The 14,833-nt window shown below is 73.6% G+C and carries 11 protein-coding genes; 2 read left to right on the top strand and 9 right to left on the bottom strand.

Features of this window, described 5'->3' with window-relative positions:
* Positions 1-80: 80 nt before the first annotated feature.
* The 8 genes from OG550_RS22000 to rsmI all read right to left on the bottom strand — a co-directional run bounded on the left by OG550_RS22000 (position 81) and on the right by rsmI (position 9,357).
* Positions 81-1,898 carry an ABC-F family ATP-binding cassette domain-containing protein gene (locus OG550_RS22000; RefSeq protein WP_327680105.1) on the bottom strand — a complete coding sequence of 606 codons (1,818 nt, stop codon included), beginning with the start codon at positions 1,896-1,898 and terminating at the stop codon, positions 81-83.
* A 285-nt stretch (positions 1,899-2,183) separates the two neighbouring features.
* Complete coding sequence (locus OG550_RS21995; protein WP_327680103.1) at positions 2,184-3,116, bottom strand: 4-(cytidine 5'-diphospho)-2-C-methyl-D-erythritol kinase; 933 nt, start codon at positions 3,114-3,116, stop codon at positions 2,184-2,186.
* A 16-nt stretch (positions 3,117-3,132) separates the two neighbouring features.
* Positions 3,133-4,062: a 16S rRNA (adenine(1518)-N(6)/adenine(1519)-N(6))-dimethyltransferase RsmA gene (gene rsmA, locus OG550_RS21990; protein WP_327680102.1), complete on the bottom strand. Its 930-nt coding sequence runs from the start codon at positions 4,060-4,062 to the stop codon at positions 3,133-3,135.
* Positions 4,063-4,090: 28 nt separating this feature from the next.
* Entirely contained in the window at positions 4,091-4,714 is a 624-nt protein-coding gene (locus OG550_RS21985; protein WP_327680100.1) for a Uma2 family endonuclease, read from the bottom strand.
* Positions 4,715-4,806: 92 nt separating this feature from the next.
* Entirely contained in the window at positions 4,807-5,685 is an 879-nt protein-coding gene (locus OG550_RS21980; protein WP_327680098.1) for a TatD family hydrolase, read from the bottom strand.
* A 98-nt stretch (positions 5,686-5,783) separates the two neighbouring features.
* Positions 5,784-7,409, bottom strand: coding sequence for a methionine--tRNA ligase (gene metG / locus OG550_RS21975; protein ID WP_327680096.1), 1,626 nt, complete (start codon positions 7,407-7,409; stop codon positions 5,784-5,786).
* A gap of 228 nt (positions 7,410-7,637) precedes the next feature.
* Positions 7,638-8,087, bottom strand: a complete 450-nt coding sequence (locus OG550_RS21970) for a hypothetical protein (RefSeq protein WP_327680095.1) — start codon at positions 8,085-8,087, stop codon at positions 7,638-7,640.
* Between the two features lie 412 nt (positions 8,088-8,499).
* Entirely contained in the window at positions 8,500-9,357 is an 858-nt protein-coding gene (rsmI, locus tag OG550_RS21965; protein WP_327680094.1) for a 16S rRNA (cytidine(1402)-2'-O)-methyltransferase, read from the bottom strand.
* A 172-nt stretch (positions 9,358-9,529) separates the two neighbouring features.
* Between rsmI and OG550_RS21960 the strand changes: the two genes are divergently transcribed.
* Complete coding sequence (locus OG550_RS21960) at positions 9,530-11,401, top strand: dolichyl-phosphate-mannose--protein mannosyltransferase (RefSeq protein ID WP_442906050.1); 1,872 nt, start codon at positions 9,530-9,532, stop codon at positions 11,399-11,401.
* A gap of 177 nt (positions 11,402-11,578) precedes the next feature.
* The gene (locus OG550_RS21955) at positions 11,579-13,351 is read left to right on the top strand and encodes a penicillin-binding transpeptidase domain-containing protein (protein WP_327680092.1); all 1,773 of its coding nucleotides are present in this window, start codon (positions 11,579-11,581) and stop codon (positions 13,349-13,351) included.
* Positions 13,352-13,399: 48 nt separating this feature from the next.
* Here the strand turns inward: OG550_RS21955 and OG550_RS21950 are convergent, their stop codons facing one another.
* On the bottom strand, positions 13,400-14,821 hold the full coding sequence (locus OG550_RS21950) for a glycosyltransferase 87 family protein (RefSeq protein ID WP_327680091.1): 1,422 nt from the start codon (positions 14,819-14,821) through the stop codon (positions 13,400-13,402).
* Positions 14,822-14,833: the final 12 nt, after the last annotated feature.

Raw genomic sequence — 14,833 nt, 5'->3', positions numbered from 1 at the left:
GACCCCCGCCTCGCCCCCTCCGCCCCCTCAGGATCCGCCCCCTCAGGATCCGCCCCCTCAGGATCCGGTCCCTCGGCCGGCTACACCTGCTCGGCCAGCTCCAGCCAGCTCAGCTCCAGCTCCTCCTTCTCGTCCCGGACCGCCCGCAGCTGGGTGTCCAGCTCGGCGACCTTGGAGAAGTCGGCGGCGTGCTCGGCGAGTTGGGCGTGCAGCTTGGACTCCTTCTGGTCCAGCTTGGCGATCTGCCGCTCCAGCTTCTGCATCTCCTTCTTCGCCGCCCGGGCGTCGCCGGCCGAGAGCCCGGGGGCTTCCGCGGCGGCGGTTCCGGATGCGGCGGCGGGCGCGGCCGCGGCGACGGCGGCGGCCATCCGGGCCCGCCGCTCCAGGTACTCGTCGACGCCGTTCGGCAGCATCCGCATCCGCTGGTCGCCGAGCAGCGCGAACGTCACGTCCGTGGTCCGCTCGATGAAGAAGCGGTCGTGGCTGATGACGACCATCGAGCCGGGCCAGCCGTCGAGGAGGTCCTCCAGCTGGTTGAGCGTCTCGATGTCGAGGTCGTTGGTGGGCTCGTCGAGGAAGAGCACGTTCGGCTCGTCCATCAGCAGCCGGAGCAGCTGGAGCCGGCGCCGCTCGCCACCGGACAGGTCGCCGAGGGGCGTCCACTGCTTGTCCTTGCCGAAGCCGAACTGCTCGCAGAGCTGGCCGGCGCTCATCTCGCGGCCCTTGCCGAGGTCGACCCGCGAACGGACCTGCTCGACGGCCTGGAGCACCCGGATGGTGGGGTCGAGCTCGGCGACCTCCTGGGAGAGGTACGCCAGTCGGACCGTCTTGCCGACCTTGATCACGCCGGACGCGGGCTGGACGTCGCCCTCCGAGGCGTACGCGTCGCGCATCGCGCGCAGCAGCGAGGTCTTGCCGGCGCCGTTGACGCCGAGCAGGCCGATCCGGTCGCCGGGGCCGAGCTGCCAGGTGAGGTTCTCCAGCAGCAGCTTCGGACCGGCCTTGACGGTCACGCCCTCCAGCTCGAAGACGGTCCGGCCGAGGCGCGCGTTGGCGAACTTCATCAGCTCGCTCTTGTCGCGCGGGTCGGGGACGTCGGCGATCAGGGCGTTGGCGGCCTCGATCCGGTAGCGCGGCTTGGACGTGCGGGCGGGGGCGCCGCGGCGCAGCCAGGCGAGCTCCTTGCGGGCCAGGTTCTGGCGCTTCTGCTCCTCGACGGCCTCGATGCGGGAGCGCTCGGCGCGCGCGAAGACGTAGTCGGAGTAGCCGCCCTCGTACTCGTGGACAGCGCCGTGCTGGACGTCCCACATCCGGGTGCAGACCTGGTCGAGGAACCAGCGGTCGTGGGTGACGCAGACGAGTGCGGAGCGGCGCGCCTGGAGGTGCTTGGCGAGCCAGGCGATGCCCTCGACGTCGAGGTGGTTGGTGGGCTCGTCGAGGACGATCAGGTCCGGCGAGCCGAGCAGCAGCTTGGCGAGGGCGATCCGGCGGCGCTCGCCGCCGGAGAGCGGGCCGATGACGGTGTCCAGGCCGTCGGGGAAGCCGGGCAGGTCGAGGCCGCCGAAGAGGCCCTCGATGATGTCGCGGATGCGGGCGTCGCCGAGCCACTCGTGGTCGGCCCGGCCGGCGATGACCTCGTGCCGGATGGTGGCCTCGGGGTCGAGCGAGTCGTGCTGGGTGAGGACGGCGAGCTGGAGGCCGCCGGAGTGGGTGATCCGTCCGCCGTCGGGCTCCTCCAGCTTGGCGAGCATCCGGATCAGGGTGGTCTTGCCGTCCCCGTTGCGTCCGACGACGCCGATCCGGTCGCCCTCGCTGACGCCGAGGCTGACTCCGTCCAGAAGGGCCCGGGTGCCGTAGACCTTCGTGACGGACTCGATGGTGGCGAGGTTGACGGCCACGTGTGCTGCGCTCCAGGGTTCGAGGACTCGGGGCTCGGGCGGAGCCCCGATCCTCCCCAGCCTAGTGGGCCGCCCCGGCCGACCCGGCCGCCGAGCTTTTCCCCGGGGTCGGGCCCACGCCGTCACGGGGGCCCGGCGCCACGGCGCGCGAGGCCTCCCGGCTCCTCGGGCCCGGGCCCCGTCCCCGGTCCGTTCCCGTACGCCTGCCCGACTCCGTGCACCGACTCCGTGCACCGGGCCCCCGCCTCGGTTCCGCCCTGCGGCCCCGTCCCCGGTCCCGCCCCCTCAGCCTCCGAGGACGGCCGCCCCCGGGACCGGCCCGTGGGTGGCGTGCGCGGCCCGGCAGCTGCCGGAGGCCCGCAGCGCGGCCGCGACGGCCTCCGCCGCGTCGGCGTCCTTGGCGAGGAAGGCGCAGGTCGGGCCGGAGCCGGAGACCAGTGCCCCGAGCGCCCCCGCCTCGGTGCCGGCCCGCAGGGTGTCGGCGAGTGCGGGCCGCAGCGACAGCGCGGCCCGCTGCAGGTCGTTGGCGAGCGCGGCGGCCAGGGCGACGGCGTCGCCGTCGGCGAGGGCGGCGAGCAGTGCCGGGTCGGCGTCGGGGGTGGGCACCTCGGTGTCGGTGGAGCCGGTGCCGGCCTCCTCGCGGAGACGGTCGCACTCGCGGAAGACGGCGGGGGTGGAGAGGCCGCCGTCGGCGACCGCGAAGACCCAGTGGAAGGTGCCGGTGACGGGCAGCGGTTCGAGGATCTCGCCGCGGCCGCGGCCCAGGGCGACGCCGCCGGCCAGGGCGAACGGCACGTCCGAGCCGAGTTCCGCCGCCAGGCCGAGCAGCTCCTCCGGGGAGGTGCCCAGTCCCCACAGCGCGTCGCAGGCGACCAGGGCCGCAGCGCCGTCGGCGCTGCCGCCGGCCATGCCTCCGGCCACCGGGATGGCCTTGGCGATGTGCAGGTGGACGTCGGGTTCGGCGAGGCCGTGGTGGGCGGCGAGCAGCCGGGCGGCGCGGGCGGCGAGGTTGCTGCCGTCCAGCGGGACGACACCGGCGTCGGGTCCGGTGCAGCCGAGCGTGACGCCCTGACCGGGTTCGCCCGGCGTCGCCGTCACCTCGTCGCCGAGGGCGACCGCGAAGAAGACGTTGGCCAGGTCGTGGAAGCCGTCGGCGCGCAGTCCGCCGACCCCCAGCTGGACGTTGACCTTGGCGGGGACACGTACCGTGACGCTCACTGAAGTCCTCAGTCCCTTACTCGGGCTTGTTCCCGGTCTTGTTCTCGGGCGTGCGCTCGGGCTTGCTCTCGGGCGTGTGCTCGGGCTTGTTCTCGGCGATCGCGGCGAACTGCTCCACCGTGAGCATCTCGCCGCGCAGCTTGTGGTCGATCCCGGCCGCGGCCAGTGCCTGCTCGGCCGCGGCGGCGGAGCCGGCCCAGCCGGCGAGCGCGGCGCGCAGGGTCTTGCGGCGCTGGGCGAACGCGGCGTCGACGACCGCGAACACCTCGTCGCGGGTGGCGGTGGTGACGGGCGGGTCGCGGCGGATCAGCGAGACCAGCCCGGAGTCGACGTTGGGCGCGGGCCAGAACACGTTCCGGCCGATGGCCCCGGACCGCTTCACGTCGGCGTACCAGTTGGCCTTGACCGACGGCACTCCGTAGACCTTGTTGCCGGGCTTGGCGGCCAGCCGGTCGGCGACCTCGCTCTGCACCATCACGAGCGTCCGCTCGATGCTGGGGAAGGTGGCGAGCATGTGCAGCAGCACCGGCACGGCGACGTTGTACGGGAGGTTGGCGACGAGCGCGGTCGGCGCGGGGCCGGGCAGCTCGGTGACCACCATGGCGTCGCTCAGGACCAGGTCGAAGGCGTCGGCCTTGCCCGGCATCCGGGCGGCGACGGTGTCCGGCAGGTGCCGGGCGAGCACCGGGTCGATCTCGACGGCCGTGACGTGCCGGGCGGTCTCCAGCAGGGCCAGGGTCAGCGACCCGAGCCCGGGGCCGACCTCGACCACCGCGTCCTCGGCGGTCACCTCCGCGGCCCGGACGATCCGCCGCACGGTGTTGCCGTCGATGACGAAGTTCTGTCCGCGCTGCTTGGTCGGCTTGACGCCGAACGCGTCGGCCAGGGCCCGGATGTCCGCGGCGCCGAGCAGGTGGCTGTCAGGGGTGGGGTCGGTGGTGCTCACGCGCCAAGGATACGGGCGCGGTGGGTGCTCAGAGTTCGACGACCGCGGCGAGGTCGATCTCCACGGGGTACGGCACCGCCGTCCTCAGCACACCCTCGTGCTGTGCGACGGGCAGGTAGACGCCCTTCTCCTCGTCCCGGTGGAACTCGTGGACGATCGGGAGGTTGTCGACGCCGCGCTCGACCCGCCAGTAGTAGGGGATGTTCTTCTCGGCGTACTGCCCGGGCTTGCGGAAGCGGTCGTTGGCCCGGGTGCCGTGCGAGACGACCTCGACCGTGAGCGCCACCACCTCGGGCGGGAGGCATTCGAGCTCGAAGACGTCGAGGTCGGTCTTGTCGAACACCACGACGTCCGGCTTGGTCGTGTTGTCCTCGTCCAGCAGCACGCAGCGCTCGACATTGGCCGCGTAGGGCGTGACCCGTGCAACGAACAGCGCCATGAAGAGCCTGTCGCGCACCTGGTCGTGCCACTGATTCGTCTGCCCCCGGACCACGATGACTCCGTCCACCAGATCCCAATCGAACGGCAGGTCGAGGTTCTTGACCTGCTCGTACGTCCAGTCCTGGGACAGCGGACTCGTCCTGTCCTGATGGTCCCCGACGGGTTCGTCGATCGGCATGGCGGTCATGGCCACCTCCCTCACTGCACTCATGCTAGCCAGCCTAGGAGTGCCCCGGGAGTGCCGAATCGTTCCTCCGGAACCAGATGTTCGTTCGATCGGATCAGTACCGGATCCGCGTCCGGTCAGTACCCGAAGGCCCGCGCCGTGTTCGCCGCGATGGCCGTCGCCAGCTCATCCTCGTGCAGTCCCAGCGTGTCCGCCATCGACCGCACCGTGACCGGGATCAGGTACGGCGCGTTGGGGCGGCCCCGGTAGGGGTGCGGGGTGAGGAAGGGCGCGTCCGTCTCGACCAGGACCCGGTCGAGCGGGGTCACCGCCAGGGCGTCCCGCAGCGGCTGGTTGGCCTTGAAGGTGACCGGGCCGGCGAAGGACAGGTACCAGCCGTGCTCGGCGCAGACCTCGGCCATCCCGGCGTCGCCGGAGTAGCAGTGGAAGACGGTCCGCTCGGGGGCGCCCTCGGCCAGCAGGACGGCGATGACGTCCTCGTGGGCGTCCCGGTCGTGGATCACCAGGGCCTTGCCGTGCCGCTTGGCCATCTCGATGTGGCGGCGGAACGACTCCTTCTGGATCTCCACGCCCTCCGGCCCGGTGCGGAAGTAGTCGAGGCCGGTCTCGCCGACCGCGACGACCTGCGGCAGTGCGGCGAGCGCGTCGATCTCGGCGAGGGCCGCGTCCAGGGCGGCGGCCCCGCCGGGGGCCCGGCGCTGGCCGGACCAGCCGTCCGGGTCGCCGAGGAAGATCCGCGGCGCCTCGTTGGGGTGCAGGGCGACGGCCGCGTGCACCTGCTCGTACTCGGCCGCCAGTTCGGCGGCCCAGCGCGAGCCGGGCACGTCGCAGCCGACCTGGACCACGGTGGTCACCCCGACCGAGGCGGCGCGCGCCAGGCCCTCGGCGGGGGTGCCGGACTGCATGTCCAGGTGGGTGTGCGAGTCGGCCACCGCCACCGCCAGCGGGGCCGGCAGCGGCGGCGGGGTCGACCGGTCGTCGTCCTTCTTCGGCATCAGTCGTCCTTCGCCCTCGGTCGTCTTCCCTGGCTCTCCGGTTCCCCGCCCGCCGGTTCCCCGCCCCCGGCGGGGCGGGGAACCGGCGGGGGCGGGCCTCAGGAGGCCGGCTTCTCCTCAAGCCGCGGGAACAGGATCTCGCCCTTGGTGACGGTGGAGCCGACGGGCAGCAGGCCCCACTGGGCCGCACCGGCGACGGTCTGACCGGCGAGCGCGCCCAGGCCCTCGGCCGCGCCCAGCGAGAGCCAGAGCTTCTCGGCGGTGGCCGGCATGACCGGGTTGAGCAGCACGGCCGTGGCGCGCAGCGACTCGGCGGCGGTGTAGAGGATGGTGGCCAGCCGGGCCCGGCCCTCGGCCGAGTCGTCCTTGGCGACCTTCCACGGCTCCTGCTCGGTGAGGTAGCCGTTGACCTGCTTGACGAACTCGAAGATCGCCGCGAGCCCGCCGGCGAAGTCCAGCTCCTCGCCGATCTTCCGGTCGGCGGTCTCCACCGCCGCCGCGAGCCCGGCCGCGACGGCCTGCTCCGCGTCGCCGTGGGCGGTCGAGGCCGGGAGCGCCCCGTCGAAGTACTTGCCGACCATGGCCGCGACCCGGGAGGCGAGGTTGCCGAAGTCGTTGGCCAGCTCGGAGGTGTACCGGGCGGAGAAGTCCTCCCAGGAGAACGAGCCGTCGGTGCCGAACGGGATCGCCCGCAGGAAGTAGTAGCGGTACGCGTCGACGCCGAAGTGCGAGGTCAGGTCGGTCGGCGCGATGCCGGTCAGGTTGGACTTGGACATCTTCTCGCCGCCGACCATCAGCCAGCCGTTGGCGACGACCCGCTTGGGCAGCGGCAGCCCGGCGGCCATCAGCATCGCGGGCCAGATCACCGCGTGGAAGCGGAGGATGTCCTTGCCGACGAGGTGCACGGAGGCCGGCCACAGCTCGGCGAACCGCTCCGGGTCGGCGCCGTAGCCGGCCGCGGTGATGTAGTTCTGGAGCGCGTCGACCCACACGTAGAGGACGTGCTTCTCGTCCCAGGGCAGCGGCACGCCCCAGTTGAAGGTGGAGCGGGAGATGGAGAGGTCCTGGAGGCCCTGCTCGACGAAGCGCAGCACCTCGTTGCGGGCCGTCTCGGGGGCGATGAAGCCGGGGTTCTGGGCGTAGAACTCCAGCAGCTTCGGGCCGTACGCGGAGAGGCGGAAGAAGTAGTTCTCCTCCTCAAGCCACTCGACCGGCTTCTTGTGGATCGGGCAGAGCTTCTCGTCCTCGGTGGCGCCGTCGAGCAGTTCGGCGGGGAGCTTGTACTCCTCGCAGCCGACGCAGTACGGGCCGGAGTAGCCGCCCTTGTAGATCTCGCCCTTGTCGTACAGGTCCTGGACGAACTCCTGCACCCGGGCGGTGTGCCGGGCCTGGGTGGTGCGGATGAAGTCGTCGTTGGCGATCTCCAGGTGCTGCCAGAGCGGCTTCCACGCCTCCTCGACCAGCTTGTCGCACCACTCCTGCGGGGTGACGCCGTTGGCCTCGGCGGTACGCAGGATCTTCTGCCCGTGCTCGTCCGTCCCGGTCAGGTACCACACCTTCTCGCCCCGCTGGCGGTGCCAGCGGGTGAGGACGTCGCCCGCCACGGTGGTGTACGCGTGGCCGAGGTGGGGGCGATCGTTGACGTAGTAGATCGGGGTGGTGACGTAGAACGCGGGGGTGGTGTCCCCGGTGCTGCTGGTGCTGTGGTCTGCAGTGGCCGCCATGGTCCGAAAGCTTAGTCGGGTGCGCGGACCGCCCTCGACCGGTCGCTCGGCGGGGACGGCCCGCGGGGGCCGGGGGCGTGCTCGGGGTCCGTCAGCGGGGCCGGTCGGTCACGCCGGTGCGGGCGCGCCGCTCCGTGCGACGGCACGCACCGGCCGCAGGGCCGCACGGCGGCGGGACCGCGCGGCGCACGCGGCCGTACGGTGCCGCCGCCGGACCGTCCGCCGCTCTCAGCCCCGCAGCCGCGCCCAGAACCGCGACCAGGCCCCGCCGCCCGCTCCGGGCGTCCGGACCGGGCGGGCCACCGCCGGACCGGCGGGCTCGCCGTGGTCCGCGTAGCCGGGCGCGTGCTGGCCGGTCCTCTCGGCGACGGCCACCCGGCCCTCGCGCATGATCCGCACGGTGTGGCCGCCGCAGCCCGGGCAGGTCGGCTTGAGCAGGGGCGACGGCACCCGGACACCGTTGGCGTGGTACTCGATCACGACGTGCCCGTCGCGGGCCACGTGGTGCTCGATGTCGTACGCCTGCTCCCACCCGTACCCGCAGCTCAGGCACGCGAAGGAGTAGGCCTCCCGGACGGTCTCGACGGGAGTCTGCGCCCGGCCGGTCGGGCCGGTGCCGCTCGTGCCGGGGTCGCTCAGGGCGTTGCCGCCGCGGGGGCTACCGATCGTCTCGCTCATAGCCGTCTCCCAGCGCCCGCCGGACGCTCGCCCGGCTGGGTCTTTCCATCCAGGAAATGCCCGGAACGTCCCCGGCGATGCCCGCCTTGTGAAGACTTGGAGGCGGGTTGGGAATCCCTATACGAAAGGGTGGGTCCTACCCGAAAACCTCGACCGAAGCTTCAGCTCGACGGGCGTTTACCGGGGCCTTCTCTCCAAGGTACGCGCCCCTCCGCCGGGCGGCACCCCCGTACCGGAGGGCCCCGTTCCCGCAGCTCAGCCCCGGCTCGGCCCCGCCCCGCCCGGGCCCCGCCCCGACCCCGGGGCTCCGCAGCCGGCCCGGCCCGGCCCGGGACCCACCCCGGTCCACCCGAACCCCGGCCCGGCCGACCACCACGCAGACCCCCGCCACCACGCAGACCCCGGCCACCGCTCAGGCCCCGGCGGCCGCCGCCTTCTTCGCCGCGACCACCGCGTCGAACACGTCCCGCTTGGGCAGCGCGAGCTCCGCCGCGACCGCCGCGATCGCCTCCTTGCGCCGCTCGCCGGCCTCCTCGCGGACCGCCACCAGCCGGGCCAGCTCGGCCGGGGTCAGCTCCTGCGGCGCGGCCGGCGGGGCTCCGGCGACCACGACCGTGATCTCCCCCCTCACGCCCTCGGCCGCCCAGGCCGCCAACTCGCCGATCGGCCCGCGCTTGACCTCCTCGTAGGTCTTGGTCAGCTCGCGGCAGACGGCGGCGGGGCGGTCGGCGCCGAACGCCTCGGCCATCGCGGCCAGCGCCTCGGCGATCCGGTGCGGGGCCTCGAAGAAGACCATGGTGCGCGGCTCGGCCGCGACGGTGGCGAGCTGCCGGGCCCGGTCCCCGGTCTTCCGGGGCAGGAAGCCCTCGAAGGTGAAGCGGTCCACCGGCAGTCCCGACAGGGCGAGCGCGGTGAGCACCGCGGACGGCCCGGGCACGGCGGTGACCTTGACGTCGGCGGCGACCGCGGCGGCGACCAGCCGGTAGCCGGGGTCGGAGACGGACGGCATCCCGGCGTCGGTGACCAGCAGCACCCGGGCGCCGCCGAGCAGTGCCTCGACCAGTTCGGGGGTCCGCCCGACCTCGTTGCCCTCGAAGTAGGAGAGGACCCGCCCGGCCGGGGTCACCCCGAGAGCCTGGGTGAGCCGGCGCAGCCGCCGGGTGTCCTCGGCCGCGATCACGTCCGCCGCGGCCAGCTCGGTGAGCAGCCGGGGCGGGGCGTCCGAGACGTCGCCGATGGGGGTGCCTGCCAATACGAGTACTCCTGTCACGTGCCCCATCCTTCCAGCAACGGCCCGCCCGGCGCTTTTGGTGACGATTCGGGCAGCTTCGGAGGGAGCCGTCCCGCACTCACGGAGCACCCCTACCATGTGGCGGATGAACGGCGACACGGCGGCGCAGACGCCCACTGGTACAGACCACACCGCGCGAGGTGACGTCGGCGTGCCGGTCCTGACGGACCAGCCGTCGCCCGCCCTGCCGTCCCCGCGCGAGGCCGACCGGGCACAAGGCCCCGGTTCCGGCCCCGCTCGGACCTCCGATCAGGACCCTGGCCCGGACACCGGTCGGGACCCCGACCAGGACCCCGGCCCCGGGCCCTCCCCGGCCGCCGACGACGCCGCCCGGGCTCCGCGCCCGGCCTGGCTGCGCGGCCTGGCCCGGTTCGGCTACGCCCCGGCGGCCGGGGCCGAGCAGACCGAGCGCCTGGTGCCGCCGATGCCGGACGGCCCGGGCGTGACGCCGAAGCGGGTCCCGTCCCCGCCGCTCCTGCTCCGACTGGGCATATCCCTGCCGGTGCCGCTCTGGTCCTGGCTCTGCCGCTGGGCGGGCTGGCTCGGCCCGCTCGCGGTGGCGCTGTTCGCCGGGCTGCTCCGGTTCACGAACCTCGGGCAGCCGCACGCGATCATCTTCGACGAGACGTACTACGCCAAGGACGCCTACGCGCTCTGGCACGGCGGCTACGAGATCAGCTGGCCGGAGAACGCCAACGAGCAGATCATGGCGGGCACGGGGGTCCCGTACCGGCCGAACCCCTCGTACGTGGTGCACCCGCCGGTCGGCAAGTGGATCATCGGCGCCGGTGAGCAGCTGTTCGGCATGAACCCCTTCGGCTGGCGGTTCGCGGTGGCGCTGCTCGGCACCCTCTCGGTGCTGATGGTGGCCCGGATCGCCCGCCGGCTCTTCCGCTCCACCCTGCTGGGCTGCGTGGCCGGGCTGCTTCTCGCGGTGGACGGCCTGCACTTCGTGCTCAGCCGGGCGGCGCTGCTGGACCTGGTGGTGATGTTCTGGATCCTCGCCGCCTTCGGTTTCCTGCTGCTGGACCGCGACCGCACCCGGGCCCGGATCGCGGCCCGGATCGGCGACTCCCCGGACGCCCTGCTCGCCCGCCGGCTCAACCTGGGCTGGCGCCCGTACCGGATCGCGGCCGGCGTCTGCGTGGGCCTGACCTGCGCGACCAAGTGGAGCGGCCTGTACGTGGCGGCCGCCTTCGGCCTGCTGACGGTGCTGTGGGACGCGGGTTCGCGCCGGCTGGCCGGCGCCGAGCGCCCCTACCTGTGGACGCTGGTGCGCGACGCGGTGCCCGCCTTCGTCTCGATCGTGGTCACCTCGGTGGTCGTCTACATCACCTCCTGGTGGGGCTGGTTCGCCAGCAGCACCGTCCCGAACCAGGGCGGCTACGGCCGGGACTGGGCGGTCGGCCGGTCGACCGACTACCCGTGGATCCCGGAGGGCCTGCGCGCGCTCTGGCACTACCACTCGACGGTCTACGACTTCCACACCCACCTGAGCGACCCGCACACCTACCAGTCGAACCCGTGGAGCTGGCTGGTGGTGGGCCGGCCGGTCTCGTTCTTCTACGAGTCCCCGAAGCAGGGCCAGGCCGGCTGCACGGTGAGCGAGTGCGCCCGCGAGGTGCTGGGCATCGGCACCCCGCTGCTCTGGTGGACCGGCGCCATCGCCCTGGTCTACTGCCTGTGGCGCTGGGCGGTCCGGCGCGACTGGCGGGCCGGCGCGGTGCTGTGCGGCCTGGCGGCCGGGTACCTCCCCTGGTTCGTCTACCAGCAGCGGACGATCTTCCTGTTCTACGCGGTCTGCTTCGTGCCGTTCCTGGTGCTCGCGGTGACCATGCTGATCGGTGCCCTGATCGGGCCCGCCGGGGCCTCCAGGGACCGCCGGATCATCGGCTCGGCCGGCGCCGGCCTGGTGATCCTGCTGATCATGTGGAACTTCCTCTTCTTCTACCCCCTGTACACGGGCGAGACGATTCCGATGGACGACTGGCGGCAGCGGATGTGGTTCAACACCTGGATCTGACGGGTCCCGCCGGGGGGCGGGGAGGGTACCGGAGTGGTGGGCGACACGTACCAGATCCGTCACAAGACCCCGGCGTTTCGTCGGCGCACCGAGTTCGGCTGCCTAGGCTGGGCACCGAACGCGCATCCGGCCACCTCCGGCTGCGGCCGATCGCCTGACCCTTGGGGGAGCAGCACCATGCGCAGTGGCGCGAAGACCGGCATCATCACCGGCGTGGCCGTCGCCATGCTGGCGGCGGGCGGCTACGGGGCCTACAGCCTCGTCGGCGACTCGGGCGACTCGAAGGAGTCACCCGCCAAGAAGCCGCGCACGGTGGTCGCCGAGCCCCCCAGCGCGGAGCAGGCGGCGGCCGGGGCCAAGGACTTCCTGGCGGCCTGGGCCGCGGGCGACATCGCCAAGGCGGCCTCGCTCACCGACGACCCGGCGACCGCCACCACCGCGCTGACCGCCTTCCGGGACCAGGTGAAGCCGAGCGGACTGACGCTCGCCCCGGCCGGCCCGGCCACCCCGGCGGCGTTCGCCTCGGCGACCGGCACGCCCTCCCCGGGCGCCAAGCCCTCGGCCCCGGCCGCCGGCACCACGGCGCCGGCCACCCCGGCCGCGGACTCGCCGTCGGCGGCCGCGACCCCGGCGCCCGAGGGCGTGCTGATGGGCTTCAAGGCCCGTGCCGAGTTCGAGGGCACCAACCGGGTCTGGGACTACAACGGCTTCCTCAGCGTCGTGAAGATGTCCGACGACACCCCGGCCGTGCACTGGGCTCCGACGGTGCTGCACCCGCACCTGGCCCCCGGCGAGGTGATCGCGGTCCAGCCGGTGCTGGCCCCGCCCGGCAACGTGGTGGACCGCAACAACAAGGCGCTGAACAGCCCCTCGATCACCGCGGCGCTGATCACCGAGGCGCAGGCGAAGGTCCAGAAGCTCCTGGCGGACCAGAACAAGGCGCAGGAGGACGCGGGCAGCGGTGTGGTGATCACCAACCCGGCCGACCCGAACGCCGCCGCCGACCGGCTGTTCACCATCGTCGAGCCCAAGCCGGCCAAGCCGTTCAAGCTGACGATCGACGCCACCCTGCAGGCGGCCGCCGAGAAGGCGATGACCGACCTCGGGGGCAAGAAGGGTTCGATCATCGCCATCGAGCCCAGCACCGGCCAGATCCTGGCCTTCGCCAACTCGCTCGCGACCGGCCAGAACCGGGCGTTCCAGGGGCAGCTCGCCCCGGGCTCCACGATGAAGATCGTCACCTCGGCCGCGCTGCTGGAGGCCGGGATCAACCCGGACACCGTGGTGCCGTGCCCGGCGAAGAGCAGCAACCCGCAGGCGATCCCGAACTCCTTCAAGGAGGTGTACCCGAACAACACCCTCCAGCAGGACTTCATGATGTCCTGCAACACCGCCTTCATCGACCAGGGCCTGGCCAGCCTCAAGCCGGGTGCGCTGACCACCACCGCGAAGGACGTCTTCGGCCTCGGCCTGAACTGGCAGACCGGTCTGCGCAGCAGCGACGCCCAGGTGCCGGACGCCGGCACCAACAAGGACGAGCAGGCCATGCAGTCGATCGGCCAGGGCAAGGTCCAGATGAACCCGCTGGCCATCGCCTCGGTGGCGGCCACCGTGCAGAGCGGCACCTTCAAGCAGCCGATCCTGGTCGCCGAGCTGCCGCAGCAGAAGGCCGCCCGCGACCTCTCCCCCGACGCCGCCGCGAAGCTGAAGGCGATGATGGCGGCCACCGCCAAGGACGGCACCGCCAAGGACGTGATGGCCGGGATCTCGGACAACGCCGGCGCCAAGACCGGTTCCGCCGAGGCGACCGGCATCACCACCACCAACAGCTGGTTCACCGCGTTCCGGGGCAACCTCGCCGTCGCCGCCGAGGTCGAGGGCGGCGGTCACGGGGTCGACGCGGCCGGTCCGGCGGTCGCCTCCATCATCAAGGCGGCCGGCAACCGCTGAGTCCCGCCCCCCGGTCCCGGCTCCCGGAGCCCGCCCCGCCCGCGCGCCTCAGCGTCCGGGCAGGGCGGGTTCCGGCCGGGCCAGCAGGCAGCCGGCCGGGACGGGTGGCCGGGAGCTCCAGCGCCGGGCCGCCAGCCGGGGCCAGATCACCAGGACGGCCGGCAGCGCCAGGTACCCGAACCGCCCGGCCGGGGCCAGCATGAACGCGATCGCCAGGCCCGCCGCCAGCAGGTCGGCGGCGGCGATCGCGGAGACCGGCGGCCGGGCCAGCAGCCAGACCGTCACGCCGAGGCCGCCCACCGTCAGCAGCACCAGCGAGGCGGTGTGCCCGGTCGGCCCGAACCCGGCCAGCACCTTGCCCGGCAGCGGGCTGCCGGCCGGGGTCTGGATCGCGGTCAGTCCGAGGGGGAAGCGCACCACCTGCTCGCGCAGCTCGTCGGCCCGGGCCAGGACGAACGGGGCCATCACCGCGAGCCCGGTGCCGAGCGCGGTGATCCCGGCCCGGCCGGCCGGCCGCCGCCCGTAGAGCCGCCAGAGCAGCAGGACGGCCACCGGCAACGCCGGCCAGACCGTCCACTTCAGGGTGCCGGCGAGCGCCAGCACCAGCCCGGCGGCGATGGTCCGGTCCCGCTCGGCCAGTGCCATGGCGAGACAGCAGAGCCCGATCAGCGGCAGGTCCACCCCGCCGCCCACCAGGGCCAGCGCGACCAGCGGCGAGGCGGTGAGCACGGTCAGCGGCAGCAGCGGCGCCCGGTCCCGCGAGGGCCGCAGCAGCCGCCAGCCGGCCAGCAGGCAGACCACGAAGGCCAGCGCGAACCAGATCCGGGCGTCCCCGGCCAGCCGCGCCACCGCGTTGCCGTCGCCGAGCACGGCGCGCGGCACGCCGAACAGCGCCATTCCCGGCAGGTAGGGGTTGTAGTCGGTGACCACCACGGGGTGCGGCAGGTACGGGCTGCCGGTGGTGAACAGCAGGTGCGCCGAGCGTTCGACCACCATGACCTCGGACTGGTGCCGCCCCTGGAGGGAGAGCACGGCCAGCGGCACCAGGACGGCGCCCACCAGGGCGACCGCGGCCGCGGTCCGGGCGGCGGCGCGGCGCGGGAGGATCATGCAGAGCAGTCCGGCGAGCAGGTAGGAGGGCGCGGCGACGGCGCCCCAGAGCCGCTGGTTGGGCAGGTCCGAGACGACCGGGAAGGCGGCGGCCCAGCCGGCCGCGATCAGGCAGCCGAGCAGCTGGACCCCGCGGTGCCCGGCGGTCCGGGCCGGATTCAGCCGATCGGGCGGTGCCTGGACACCGCCCCCGCCACGCTGGCGGGGGAACGGGCGGGGGGCGAGGCCGGCACGCAGGCGACCGCGTCCGGCCGGGGGGACCGCCGGGGAGACCGCCGGGCCGGGGGATGCCGGGGCGCCGCCCCGGCCGGTGAAGCGGCCGCGCGGGCGGGAGTGGCCGGGCGTGCGGGTGCTCACCATGGTGGAAGGTTA

The organism is Kitasatospora sp. NBC_00458 (assembly GCF_036013975.1).
Classification (GTDB): Bacteria; Actinomycetota; Actinomycetes; order Streptomycetales; family Streptomycetaceae; genus Kitasatospora.
Note: the sequence above shows the minus strand (reverse complement) of the source record. Positions and strands in the feature narration are given on the sequence as shown.